The following is a 14,185-nucleotide window of genomic DNA, read 5'->3' as shown; positions in this document are numbered from 1 at the left end:
ATTTAGATCAAAACTTGTAGTGGTTCGGAACTCACAACACAACTTGGATCAGCTATATCACCATGGCTACATACTGAAATAGTTGATACCACCTGCTGGAAGAAAGATTTAACCGAATTAATTTCATTATCGTTCACAACTAAAGTCGGCTTACTTCCATATAGTGAGGTCATTCGCAGAACTTCCTGGCGTAATGCTGACTGAAGCTCAATTAGGCTATCTAAATCCTCACTCTCCCCCATGACAAAGGTTTCAATGCACTCGGTTAGTTCAGAACTCAACAGCGCAACATAGATTTTTCCCTCAGAATTCATTAAACGTGAGGTGATTTCATATCTTGCTTGATTTCGAATCCGATTGAGCCAATTTTTAGACTCATTATCGATACGAGACCAATAAATTAATGCCTCAAAGAAAGTCACCCTATCGAGATAAAACTCGCGAGCACGGATCATTTCTTTAATCACATCATGGACACGGTTCAAACCAAGTGCCGAGTCGATTTCGTTTTTAATCACTTCACTTTGGCTTGCAAGTCCTTCAATAATATTGCTGGTGTATTGAAGGTTATACTTTTCAACTAAGCATTTCCGTAAAAAATATTGCACAATCGTAGCGATATTTTGGGTGGCAGCATCGCTAATAAAAATTTCGTCCCCAAGTACTTCGATTAGCTCTGCAGACTCATCATGTGAGAAGCTATAAATACGAATACCCGAAATATGAACTTCTATATCAACAGTAAGTTGCTCATCTACTGTGATAATAGGGGCGCCGAGGGCTTGGCCCCAAAGTGCTTTTTCAATCTGTACAAGACTAGTTTCTACTAGGGTGCAATGCTGAGGTTCCCTTAGCACAAATGTAAGAGATTCATATAGTCCACTGCCGGCAATGCCTGTATTTACGATAGTTTTTGGCTTGCCTTGCACTCGCCACAGTAAGAACGCTGACAGTGTACATAAGATAAATAACGTCATACACACATAGAACAGACTTGGACTGAGTAGACCGAGTAATAAAATCAAGGCTCCAATAACTAACAGGCTTTTCCAAAAACGGCTAACCTGCTTTGCCATCTGCCCCATAAATGAACTAGATTCTTCATCCCCTTTAATACGCGTGAGATACACACCGCAAGCGATTGATAACAATAAGCTGGGGATCTGCGAGACAAGACCATCACCTATCGTCAGTACAGAGAATCGGCTAACACTTTCAGATAGCGAGAGATCAAACTGATTAACCCCCACATAAATGCCACCAAACAGGTTAACCAAGCTGATCAAAATACCAGCAATAGCATCACCTTTGACGAATTTCATTGCCCCATCGAGCGAACCAAATAGTCGATTTTCGGTGCTTAAATCAGAGCGTAACTTTTGTGCTTGTTCGCCTGTAATAAGACCGCTTTTTAAATCGCCGTCAATCGTCATTTGTCTACCAGGTAAGGCATCCAGAGAGAATCTGGCCCCCACTTCCGCGACCCTTTCGCCACCTTTGGTAACAACTAAAAATTGCACTATGGTGATAATGATAAAGATGAGTAACCCTGAAATAAGGTTCCCTCCCATCACAAATTCCCCCACGGTTTCAATCACATTACCTACATCTTCATTCGCAATAATGTTTCGGGTCGTTGCGATAGACAATAACAAGCGAAAGGTCGTCAGTAACAATACGACCGTTGGTAAAAATGTCACCATTAGAGGTTGATCATTCTCAAGCATGATAACCAGCAGCAACACTGAACTAATAAAACTAATTAAAATAAACAGATCGATCACCACTCCGGGAAGGGTGAACAAAATAATAGTTGGCAACGCAAATGCGATAATCACACTGCTGGGATTAAACTTGATAGGAAACCGACGAAGACGCTTAATCATACCGTCTCCAAGCTAGTCCGTAGTGCTTCAACAATCGACTGAGTTTCTATGCTAATAATCTTGTCGTCATTCTCTATCGTCAGCACGGCGAATCCATTGACATAGGTATGCTCTACAGACAAATGTCTTGCCTGATCGTCTATTTCAGCATGGAGTAAGTCCACAAGATGTCCGATTAAATACTCATTAAGACTCAGTTCTGTTAAACGCAATTTTACGGTTTCAGCGAGTCGGTTTTTCAATTCATCTTTCAACAAACTAAGACTTTGATACTGTTCTTCAACAATATCGACAAGCTGTTGATTGGCTTCGTCAAACCAACGCTCTTGATTAACCTGAAATTCTTCTTCTATCTCATTATATAAATTATTAGCGTGAAGATTGAGCGCCTGCTCTTTCTCCTCGATCAGTTGCACCACTTGCTCTTCAAGCATTTGCTGGTATTGCTCGACTCTCTCTTCTAAAGCAGATAATAACGCCTTAGCCTCGTTATAAATAAGAAGATCAGACTTCTTTATTACGTTTGAGTGACGCTCTTTCTTAAATGCAATCTGTGGAACTAATCGATGCAATGAATTGATTTCTATATACAAGACATACCTCATTCTGGTTTAGAATTTAAGCTTACTAAATCCTTAAATCTCACTACAAAAGAAAAAAAAAGATTAAACCTGAACTCTTATGATTTAATCTTTTCAATTGATGGAGAGTCTGGAGGTTAGCTATTGATTCAAGGCGCTAAAACCAGATTACTTCGAACAACCGGAGAGGTAACAATCAGTTTTCCACTGGCAGTCCCGAGTAAATATGAGCGTCCGGTCGACACTAGATCCAACCCTGAAATTTGCTGGTAATCAGATTTATTCATTCGATTAACGGGATTTAACTGCGACTTAATCTCGGCCCGATCCCTTAAATTATTTAATTTACCGGCAAAATGATTTTGTCCCCGCATACTGGTAGCCCCTTGAGTCAACAGGACCTTCGAATTCAAACTGTTCAAATACTGACCTAAATCTTGTTTTCGCCACTCTTCAAATTCAGCAGAATCTTTTTTACCTCGTAAAGACTCAGGTATAGGTCGCCAAGATCCCATTAACGTGCCAGCCTCTGGACGATCTAAGAACTTAGGTACCCTATGTTGAATATGTCCCCCCGCTCGGCCTACTATGCGCGATTCGATCTTACCTAGGTCAAGTTGTGGTTTAGCAGTACTTTTTTGACTCTCAGTGGCAATAACAAGACCAGCTGTCTCAATCGACACTGGGGTTAATGTATTAACTAACGTTGCAACAACACCGACTTCACCATCAGTCACATCCGTCATCGATGGCGAACCATTACCCGTTGCAGCTGGGGTTGTACCGCTGCCATTACCTGCCGCGGGACCACGAGGATGAGCTGTCGCTGCACTCGGCACTGCATCTGGGGTTGTCCCCAAATTACGTCTAGGTCCTTGGGTGTAATTACTGCCAGTTTGTGCACCCTGACTCAGACTCACCGGGGTGGGACTACTCACCTCCCATTTACGGCCGGTGTATCCTTGCGCAGCATTCGCCTCAGGCACCACTGTTGCAGGGGTGTCTTCCGTAGGCACGCCATCCGTCTGTGACATTGAAGGCGTGTTTGTGGTCTTCGTCGCAACAGGCGGACGAGCCGATGTCCCCGCATTCGTCGGTGTTTCTGCGACGGCTGTAGGAACATCAGTTTGAGTGCCATCATACGCCACCGATGGCGAACCGTTGCCCATCACTGGTGGGGTTGTACCGCTGCCATTGCCAACAGGACCACGAGGATGAGCTGTCGCTGCATCTGGGATTGTCCCAAGATTATGTCTAGGTCCTTGGGTGTAATTGCTGCCAGTTTGCGCACCGTGACTCAGATTCACAGGTGTTGAACTACTCACCTCCCATTTACGGCCAGTGTATCCTTGCGCAGCATTCGCCTCAGGCACTTCTATCGCAGGGATGTCTTCCGTAGGCACGCCATCCGTCTGTGACATTGAAGGCGTGTTTGTGGTCTTCGCCGCGACAGGCGGACGAGCTGGTGTACCCGCATTCGTCGGTGTGTCCGCGACGACTGTAGGCACATCGGTTTGAATCCCATCATCTGTTACATCCGCCACCGATGGCGAACCGTTGCCCATCACTGGTGGGGTTGTTCCGCTGCCATTGCCAGCCGCGGGACCACCGGGATGACCAGTCGCTGCATCTGGGATTGTCCCAAGATTATGTCTAGGTCCTTGGGTGTAATTGCTGCCCGTTTGCGCACCCTGACTCAGATTCACTGGTGTTGAACTACTCACCTCCCATTTACGGCCAGTGTATCCTTGCGCAGCATTCGCCTCAGGCACTTCTGTTGCAGGGGTGTCTTCCGTAGGCACGCCATCCGTCTGTGACGTTACTGGCGTGCTTGTGGTCTTCGCCGCGACAGGCGGACGAGCTGGTGTCCCCGCATTCGTCGGAGTGTCCGCGACGACTGTCGGAACATCGACTTGAGTGCCATCATCAGTTATCGATGGCGAACCGTTGCCCATCACAGGTGGGGTTGTTCCGCTGCCATTAACAGCCGCGGGACCACGAGGATGACCAGTCGCGGTACTCGGCGCTGCATCTGGGGTTGTCCCCAGATTACGTCTAGGTCCTTGGGTGTAATTGCTGCCCGTTTGCGCACCCTGACTCAGATTCACTGGTGTTGAACTACTCACCTCCCATTTACGGCCAGTGTATCCTTGCGCAGCATTCGCCTCAGGCACTTCTATCGCAGGGATGTCTTCCGTAGGCACGCCATCCGTCTGTGACATTGAAGGCGTGTTTGTGGTCTTCGCCGCGACAGGCGGACGAGCAGGTGTCCCCGCATTCGTCGGTGTGTCCGCGACGGCTGTCGGCACATCGGTTTGCGTGCCATCATCTGTTACATCCGCCACCGATGGCGAACCGTTGCCCATCACAGGTGGGGTTGTACCGCTGCCATTGCCAGCCGCAGAATCAGGCTCAGCACCAAGTGTCGTACCAAGATTACGTCTAGGTCCTTGGGTGTAATTACTGCCCGTTTGCGCACCGTGGCTCAGATTCACAGGTGTTGAACTACTCACCTCCCATTTACGGCCAGTGTATCCTTGTGCAGCATTCGCCTCAGGCACCACTGTCGCAGGGGTATCGTCCGTAGGCACGCCATCCGTCTGTGACATTGAAGGCGTGTTTGTGGTCTTCGCCGCGACAGGCGGACGAGCTGGTGTCCCCGCATTCGTCGGTGTATCCGCGACGGCTGTCGGCACATCGGTTTGCGTGCCATCATCAGTTACCGATGGCGAACCGTTACCCGTTACCGCTGGGGTTGTACCATTGCCAGTCGCTGCACTCGATGCTGCATCTGGGGTTATCCCCAAATTACGTCTAGGTCCTTGGGTGTAATTACTGCCCGTTTGCGCACCCTGACTCAGATTCACTGGGGTGGGACTACTCACCTCCCATTTACGGCCGGTGTATCCTTGTGCAGCATTCGCCTCAGGCACTTCTGTCGCAGGGGTGTCTTCCGTAGGCACGCCATCCGTCTGTGACATTGAAGGCGTGTTTGTGGTCTTCGCCGCGACAGGCGGACGAGCTGGTGTCCCCGCATTCGTCGGAGTGTCCGCGACGGCTGTCGGCACATCGGTTTGCGTGCCATCATCTGTCACATTCGCCACCGATGGCGAACCGTTGCCCGTTACCGCTGGGGTTGTACCTCTGCCATTGCCAACCGCGGGACCACCGGGATGACCAGTCGCTGCACTCGGTGCTGCATCTGGGGTTGTCCCCAAATTACGTCTAGGTCCTTGGGTGTAATTACTGCCCGTTTGCGCACCCTGACTCAGACTCACTGGGGTGGGACTACTCACCTCCCATTTACGGCCGGTGTATCCTTGTGCAGCATTCGCCTCAGGCACTTCTGTCGCAGGGGTGTCTTCCGTAGGCACGCCATCCGTCTGTGACATTGAAGGCGTGTTTGTGGTCTTCGCCGCGACAGGCGGACGAGCTGGTGTCCCCGCATTCGTCGGAGTGTCCGCGACGGCAGTCGGAACATCGGTTTGCGTGCCATCATCTGTCACCGATGGCGAACCGTTGCCCATCTCTGGTGGTGTTGTACCGCTGCCATTGCCAGCCGCGGGACCACCGAGATGAGCTGTCGCTGAACTCGGCGCTGCATCTGGGGTTGTCCCCAGATTACGTCTAGGTCCTTGGGTGTAATTGCTGCCCGTTTGCGCACCCTGACTCAGATTTACTGGTGTAGAACTACTCACCTCCCATTTACGGCCAGTGTATCCTTGCGCAGCATTCGCCTCAGGCACCACTGTCGCAGGGGTATCGTCTGTAGGCACGCCATCCGTCTGTGACATTGAAGGTGTGTTTATGGTGTTCGCCGCAACAGGTGGACGAGCAGGTGTCCCCCCATTCGTCGGTGTTTCTGCGACGGCTGTCGGAACATCGGTTTGAGTGCCATCATCTGTTACATTCGCCACCGATGGCGAACCGTTGCCCGTTACCGCTGGGGTTGTACCATTGCCATTGCCATTGCCAGCCGCAGAATCAGGCTCAGCACCAAGTGTCGTACCAAGATTACGTCTAGGTCCTTGGGTGTAATTGCTGCCCGTTTGCGCACCCTGACTCAGATTTACTGGTGTAGAACTACTCACCTCCCATTTACGGCCGGTGTATCCTTGCGCAGCATTCGCCTCAGGCACTTCTGTCGCAGGGGTGTCTTCCGTAGGCACGCCATCCGTCTGTGACGTTACTGGCGTGTTTGTGGTCTTCGCCGCGACAGGCGGACGAGCAGGTGTCCCCGCATTCGTCGGTGTTTCTGCGACGGCTGTAGGCGAATCGGTTTGCGTGCCATCATCTGTCATCGATGGCGAACCGTTGCCCGTCACTGTCGCAGGTGTATCGTCCGTTTGCGTCGCAACTGGCGTTGTGATTTTCGTTGTTGTACCTGCTAAAAGCCTAGGTAAATCGGATCCCGTCGCACGATCGTGTTCATCAATAACCAATGATTCACTATTAGGAATAACAGCATACGCTGTAGCACCATCTTTCCCTTTTATTTCGACCATTTGAGCACATGCATCATCCCCGCTTAGAAGTAAATTGAATAAGGTTACCAGCTGCGGATCTGCTTGCTCTTGGCACTCAGATATTAACGTCTTTAATCGCGCTTGACGCTCCTTAACTGGCGTCTCGACAACAGTGACTTCAGCAGCATCAGCAAAGGGTAACGTGACCCGCCCGATCGATGTTGCATCAGTTGTTTGCGTGCCGATATTATTAACATGCGACTCGTTAGGGGTCTTAACTTTATCTTCTGAAACCAGATTAATGTCTGGATCCTTGGAAGAGTTAATAAAGACATACCAACTGTTATGAAAGTTACTAACGTTGTTAAAACAGTTATTAAAAACATCTCCGCGTTCGGTGTCTTTGTCCGTCACATCTTCTGTATGCTTAGGTTCCGGTAGCTCGGCCAGGGAAGGCAAATGAAAAGGGCGCTTAGTTGGTAAATCTTTGGGGGCATCAACTTTAGGCGGCTCCAACGGGGCTTTTTTCTTCTCTTTATCGCCAGCGACAAATTGGGATCCACCATACATAGCTATCGCAGATGCATTACCATACATCACCACAAATACCGTCGGTAATAAACTAAATCCTAAGGTGAAGGGAGCTAACACAGTACCGATTGTTACGGCACCGGCGATCGCAGCCAAATGAAACTTAGCCTTTTTCTCTGTGCTCACTCTATTTGATTTTTTAGTGCTTTCTTTAATCTTTTTAGGCTTAACTTTAGAATGAGGCTCTTCCGTCTCCAAAATACTAGGGGCAGTAGAGACACTCTCTGGAATTTGAGGTTCCGCAGATCTAAGTGTTGGAGCTCTAACGTCCAATAAAGAGGTAGATCGTGCTATATTCCTAGGTAGAGCCTCACAGTCTAAACGTGATAACTCTGGCATAGAAGTACTACGAGTCAACGCTGGATTAAGTGCCATATTAAAATCTCATCTTTTCAAATAAATTAATGCTTAACCGTCTCACATTATCTTCGGAATAATCTTGCTCAGCTATTGTGAGAGTAAGAAATCCATCAACACGAATAAATACACCTTTTGAGGCCATTTCAAATTGTAAAATAAGATCAATAACGGCCTCCAAGTTAACGAGATGTATTAACTGAAAAAAAGGAAAAACTGGCAGCAATAGATTGTCTGGGTAATCTCTAAAAATAACACCCTCATTTTTTTCGAGGCGCTGTAAAAATTGTTGAATGTAGTCACACGTTCTAGTTTTCATTTACTTTGGACAAACCAATACAAGGTCATTATTAGTTAACGACAATATTTCTTCAACACTAAGACTAGTTTTAAACATAGTACAAGATGCCATCAGAACTAACGTTTTCGGTAATGAAGATAAACTAGTTTTCAAATAGTTAGCATCAATAATGAGTGTATCCACTTTTAACAATGCAGATATGTTGAAATCTCCTATAATAAGTTTGCAACTCATTAACAGAGGCAACTCATCTATATCCATCTCAGGATATGATTTAAACGCTAATCCATACTGGCTTAAGACTTGAGTGATTACATAGGATAAGTAATCCTGTTCGAGATGGTTCACATCCAAACCGAGCAACCTGCCTGCTTCGCATAAAGAAACATATAGTTCAGCCTCGATACCAACATGCTTTAAGCTGAGTAATATGAAATCCTGCTGCTGAAATCGATGACATACAGCCCCCACATCAACTCTAATCTCTTGATTATTAAAAGTTGTCCCAGCAATCTGATTAACTGCTCGGTACATTGCTGGTTTCATCTCATATTTTGGCATGAGAGTGACGCGCTCTTGTTTCATATATTTCACCGATTCCTAGATAACAGTGCTAATACATCCATACTCATTTTAAAATCTATATCATCGATCCAATCACGTATTCCAGCAGGTGTTTTGCAAACAAAGTCATAAAGCTGTTGATAAGCATCTTTCGAAGTCACCTCTTCAAAATCAACACTTTGTACTAATGTTAAAATAAAGGTAATTTTATGAAATTGACTATCTAGTATCCCTTCTACCACAATCGCTTTAACTGTTGTTTCAGAATAATCGCGCAACATAGCAAACCATTCGATTACCGCTTGTTTATCGGCATATATCTCCACATCAGATAATCTATTCCAACTAAGCCGTTCTGACTTAGCCTTTAATAACTGATAAGGATCAAGTGTTTTGCCCTTTAAGTGACAATGCGAGATACGAACATGGCGATTATTTGTAGGCATTTATACTTTACTCTTGAATATAGTAACGGCGACATAAAGCCAATAATGACAGTAAACCATCTAAATTATGTTCATAAGCGACAAGTTGCTGCACTGTTTTGCTATTAGCATCCATATCCCCTGCGGAAGACTTAACATCTGCAATATATTTTTTAAGCTGTTTTCTTAACGTTAATGGATATAAGTGCTCACAGTGCTCTGCCGCATGTAATATCCAAAGTTGAGCATCATTTAATGATTTAACATCAAGTAAATTATCAGAGAAACCTTGCCAATCGCGTAACGCCTTGAGCTGATAGCTATTAAGCTGTCGAGCAAATTGCCTTTGCTGATCCAATGTTAAATTTTTACGTTTAACCCGGAACAGACGAGGATATTTTTTAGTTCGCTTGTCGACTTGCTTTATATCTTTTACTCGGCGAGGCTGGCGGTGGTCACCAGCCTTTTGAGTTCGGTTAATATCCGAAATTTTTTCGGTGCGTTGTGTCACGGCAAAAGAAACGGGTCGAAGCATAGTTAATCAGAGCGAGCTTAGGCTCGCTCTGCTCCGTATTATCGGTTAGTCACTAAACTCGCTTTCGCTACAGCTTCAAGGATCTCATTTAACTTCACCGCTTCAGCAGTCAGATCTTGAATATATTGATCAAGCTGAGCATCAAACTTCTCTTTCAAGTCTTTGCTCGCTTGAGTCTCTTCTTGTACTTTCACCTGTTCAGCATTTTGAATTTCGTTTGCATTGCCAACCATACCATCAGCCATTCCACCCATTTGAGTGACAGAGTTGTACTTGGCAGTACGCTGCTGCTGAAGATTAGCACTGTATTGATTAAGCTCTTTTGCTGTTAGATCTGAGACTTTAGGAGACTTATCAACATTAGTGACTTTACCAGACTCAAGATCCGTCGTTTTTAATAACTTGACTCCTCCTGTATCCGCAGCCCCTCGGTCGCCCATTTTGGATAAGTGTTTATCCTTCAGCGTTTTAGTTTGGCCAATTCGAACAGTTGCTGCAGTTGTCATTCCCATGTTAACCACAGATGACGCTAAGGTAATACCGAAGCGTAATTTGGCATCTTGAGATTTATCTTGCGCGAGCATAGTCGCCAACTCTGACGTAGCAACAGCTTCACCAATGCGATTCTTCATCACTTGAGCGCGAACCTGTTGAGACGACTCAATAATTTGTGCTAAAAGTGCCAGTAAATCAGCCATTGAAACCGAGCCTTTGTTGGCCTCTTTCAATGAGTTTTCATAACTGCCCCATGCTTTTTGATCTATCGGCTTGAGATTATTAACAGAAGAAGTCTCTTCAGATTTTGTCGATGGTAGTGACAGTGCACTCATTTGTACTAAATTCATAAATTAACTTCCTCTTACATATTGATTGAAATAATCTTGTCGTTGTATTCGCGCTGATCACTATTAACTTTAAAAAGTGATTCAAAAGCATGGCTTACCGCACGCAACGCCTGATTAAGCATGGTCAAGATTTGCTGGATACGTGTTTCCAACTCCTCTTGGTTTGCTTTAGCAATCTCAAGATCTTTTGTAATGTCGGCAGACTTAATCGCGTAACCGCTACTCACGACTGAAGTTGCATTTGAAGTAACCGAACTTGCTTGAGCAATCTTTGAGGTCAGCTTTTCACCACCACTTGCAAATGACTTAATCTTATCGAGTAAAGGCTCAATCAACTTCATAACTTTGTTGACCATACCCTGAATTTTTGTCGATATAGTGCTGAATGACTTCAACGTTTTAACTGCGTCGACAGCCTTATCAACCATAGTTGCGACTTTCGCAGCCCCACTCGCAACAGCCTTACCCGCAGTCGCCATCATGTTCCCAGGATTGAAACTGACCACCATACTGATAATGCCAATAGCAATCTCTAATCCCATTGATACATAGCCCCTGATCTCTTCAGAGACACCTGCGGCTTCCATAATCTTATCGACAATTTTAGGCAACACGATCGAAGCAATCATGAAACCAATCATCACTGCAGCCATAACAGGATTGAATGGCGCCATTATAATTGCCGCAAGAAAACCTAATCCCATAGCAATCTTGCCCCAAATGCCTTGGCTCTTTTGGGCTTGCTTCTGTTCTTCAATCTGCGCCATACGCTCTTTAAGCGCATCGATCTGAGTATTTTTTTGAATATCTATCAGTGTTTTTTTCGCTTCAGAGTTTTCTTTACCGGTACCAGAAAACGCTTCAGCGGCCTGTTTCATACTCTCTTGCACCATGCGCCAGAGCTGACTATCGGACACTCCAATCGTATTGCCTGGTAAGGGTTGATTCGGCTTAGCCGATTCTGTCGCAGCAGTGTTTTGGCGCTGAACACTCTGGCTCTGTTCATCGACTGTACCAATAATGCTTGGCGCAGCGACGGTAATCATGAATGTACTCATAGTTATTTCCTTTCATGTGACGATACTGGGAATAGATGCGCACTCACTATCAGAGTTACTGAAGTGAGCTTGCACATCTAAATTCTCGCGATGCGAGCGGCATGTTCCCAGTGCTACCATGCCCTTCTATTTTGTACTTAATACAAACACGACTCTTTAGATGTTCCTTGCGAATGCCATTTGCTCATCACGGCAGACCTGAATCCAATACTTAAGGGTCTGCTGCAGCATCTTGACTTGATCGCCGATACGGTTAATTTCTTTAATATCTTCATCAGTAAGCTGTCTAGGCGAGAAGTTTTTATAAAGATCTGTTAAATATTGAGCCTGAATCGTTCCGTCATAATCGAAGGCCTGAGTCACTCCAGGTGGTAAAGGCTTATTTGTGTCCGACGAATTCTGCCAACCAGGACACTTAGCACTGAACAAGTACGCCATCGCATCCATATTGGCTAATTTAGTGAGTAGTCCATCAACCTCTGCTTTACTGCCAGTGAGAATGGTCTCGACCTCGGCTGCCGATACTGTTTGATCACCGTTTAACGCGCTCAGCAACACAATTCTTGCCATAGGGCTAATATCGTTAAGGCCGCTGGTGATCCAGCCACCGGCATTGGGATCGTTATACACAGACGAGGTAAAGCGACTCGATAACTCTGTGGGCGTCGTCGATGAGATATTGCCGCCACTCATAGCTGACATAGCTTGGTAAGCAATGCTATCCGTTGGAATTTTCCCCCCCTGAATCGCACTATTCAGAGTACTCCAAACATTATTGACCTTCGCCCCCAATTGCTCAGGGGTAAAATCCCAATTGGTATGACTGCCACTACCAGTTTTTTCCAGTAGAGTCCCCAATTCTTTCAAGAAGTTAGCGTCTTCTAAACCGTACTCTTTACTATTACTCAACACATCGAGCAGCACCAGCTGGAACATGTTCTCGTACTCAATTCCGTTAATCCCGCCCTCTTTCATAGCAGTAAACATCTGCATAATGGCGGCCTCGAATGCAGGTTTTCCACCACTGGTCCACTTATTAACGATGTCTAATTGACTTCCATAGCCCTCAATACTCGTCGCAAGAGCCGAAGCAATAACGGCCTCGGAATGTTGACCCGCCATAGCCATCACCACTTGTTTCTGCTGCGCCGCAACCATTAATAGCGTTGTTACATCCCCCGTTTCGACATCGAGTGAGGCGAGCGCACGGTCAGCAATCGCCAACTTAGATTCATTCGCGACAGGCTGCATAGTTTTAAGTGGTGCATTTTCGGTTGTAGACGGCAATGTCCACTGGGGCTGAAGACCAGAAACACCATTAATACTCATAGCAAACTCCCTGTTGATTGTTAGATATTTCTAGCGAATGCCATGAGTTCATCCCGGCAGATCTGAATCCAGTACTTAAGGGTCTGCTGGATCATTTTCACTTGATCGCCGATACGGTTAATTTCTTTAATATCTTCATCGGTTAACTCGCGTGGTGGAAAGTCGGTATACATATCTTTAAAATAACCGGAATCCAATCCAACCCCCTCCCAATCAATCACCTTATGCCCATTTTGAGTGACTTCACGCCAACCGCTATCTTCCCCGTGACCATCATTTTTAAAGAGAAAATCCATAGCAGATGTATAACTTCCGCCCGGTGTATTATTTTTAATAAAGTCATTCAACTCACCCACTGACCCAGTGAGAAATAAATTTATCGTATCTTGCGTTACGTCAGGATACTTATTTAAATAGGCAGCCATTAGTGCCATACGTAACATAGGCGAGACACCTGCATCACTTGGATATCCAGCATCACCAATAAACGAATATTTATTTTCAAAATTATTTTTAAAGTGGTCGACTAATGCAGATGGTGCGCCTTGTTTATCTTTTAAAAATGTTAGTACTTCATTACACAGGCTGTCTTTCGGAGCATTTTTCAACATAAAGTCAAAGATAGCTGTACTTTTATCTGCGAATTTCTGTCCATTCCAGCCCTCATGATATCCATGTGAACCAGAACCCGTGCTCTCTAAAAAATGCATCATGTCTTCCATCATCTGTGGCGTGAGATCTGGAAAGTCAGCTGAGTGTGAAATGTAATCCATAATGGCTAGCTGAAATAAATCTTCAATTTCATTACCTGTGATACCATCTTTCAGAAAACCTTCGAACATTTCTCTCATTGCACTTTCGAACATCGGCAGACCACCAGTTGTCCAACCTTGTATATGTGCTAATTGTTTACCATAAGCTTCAATGCTTCCCGCCAAAGCAGAGGCGATCGCGCTTTCAGAGCTCAGGCCAACCATTGAGCGTACAACTTCTTTCTGATGGGCAGCAAAAGTAGCAAGCGTCTGAAATGGAGATGGCTCACTCTTAGTAAATGGCAGAGCTTTATTTGTTTTTTCTTCTTGCTGGGAGGCAGACTTAACTAACTTTTCTATATCATTTAGATTTTTTTTATCGGCATCAGTCAAAGATGAACTTTTTTGTTCAAAATTTAGCGCATCTGATAACACTCGTGCATTATTCACTATCATTTATAGAGTCTCTACAATTTAAGAATCCTGTATCCTCTT

General features: G+C 45.6%; 11 protein-coding genes. All 11 read right to left on the bottom strand.

What is annotated here, in order from left to right; genetic code table 11:
- Positions 1-2 precede the first annotated feature (2 nt).
- Entirely contained in the window at positions 3-1,886 is a 1,884-nt protein-coding gene (locus tag L5M37_RS13925; RefSeq protein ID WP_263200863.1) for an FHIPEP family type III secretion protein, read from the bottom strand.
- A complete protein-coding gene (locus L5M37_RS13920; protein ID WP_168827152.1) occupies positions 1,883-2,479 on the bottom strand; it encodes a hypothetical protein in 597 nt (198 codons plus the stop codon). Before L5M37_RS13920 ends, L5M37_RS13925 begins: the two co-directional genes overlap by 4 nt.
- A gap of 137 nt (positions 2,480-2,616) precedes the next feature.
- Positions 2,617-7,899 carry a hypothetical protein gene (locus tag L5M37_RS13915; RefSeq protein WP_411569070.1) on the bottom strand — a complete coding sequence of 1,761 codons (5,283 nt, stop codon included), beginning with the start codon at positions 7,897-7,899 and terminating at the stop codon, positions 2,617-2,619.
- Position 7,900: 1 nt separating this feature from the next.
- Positions 7,901-8,200, bottom strand: coding sequence for a hypothetical protein (locus L5M37_RS13910; protein WP_263200859.1), 300 nt, complete (start codon positions 8,198-8,200; stop codon positions 7,901-7,903).
- Entirely contained in the window at positions 8,201-8,767 is a 567-nt protein-coding gene (locus tag L5M37_RS13905) for a hypothetical protein (protein WP_173497862.1), read from the bottom strand. It lies immediately after the preceding gene.
- A gap of 5 nt (positions 8,768-8,772) precedes the next feature.
- On the bottom strand, positions 8,773-9,192 hold the full coding sequence (locus tag L5M37_RS13900; RefSeq protein WP_049821674.1) for a hypothetical protein: 420 nt from the start codon (positions 9,190-9,192) through the stop codon (positions 8,773-8,775).
- A 7-nt stretch (positions 9,193-9,199) separates the two neighbouring features.
- On the bottom strand, positions 9,200-9,706 hold the full coding sequence (locus L5M37_RS13895; protein WP_028759493.1) for a hypothetical protein: 507 nt from the start codon (positions 9,704-9,706) through the stop codon (positions 9,200-9,202).
- A gap of 38 nt (positions 9,707-9,744) precedes the next feature.
- Complete coding sequence (locus L5M37_RS13890) at positions 9,745-10,551, bottom strand: type III secretion system protein (RefSeq protein ID WP_173248270.1); 807 nt, start codon at positions 10,549-10,551, stop codon at positions 9,745-9,747.
- 14 nt (positions 10,552-10,565) lie between these two features.
- Positions 10,566-11,609, bottom strand: coding sequence for a VspD (locus L5M37_RS13885; RefSeq protein WP_263200857.1), 1,044 nt, complete (start codon positions 11,607-11,609; stop codon positions 10,566-10,568).
- A 156-nt stretch (positions 11,610-11,765) separates the two neighbouring features.
- Positions 11,766-12,938: a hypothetical protein gene (locus L5M37_RS13880; protein WP_173248274.1), complete on the bottom strand. Its 1,173-nt coding sequence runs from the start codon at positions 12,936-12,938 to the stop codon at positions 11,766-11,768.
- 20 nt (positions 12,939-12,958) lie between these two features.
- Complete coding sequence (locus L5M37_RS13875; RefSeq protein ID WP_173248276.1) at positions 12,959-14,146, bottom strand: hypothetical protein; 1,188 nt, start codon at positions 14,144-14,146, stop codon at positions 12,959-12,961.
- Positions 14,147-14,185: the final 39 nt, after the last annotated feature.

The organism is Shewanella sp. SM69 (genome assembly GCF_025653985.1).
Classification (GTDB): Bacteria; Pseudomonadota; Gammaproteobacteria; order Enterobacterales; family Shewanellaceae; genus Shewanella; species Shewanella oncorhynchi.
The sequence above is the reverse complement of the archived record's forward strand: the minus strand, read 5'-3'. Positions and strand labels throughout refer to the sequence as shown.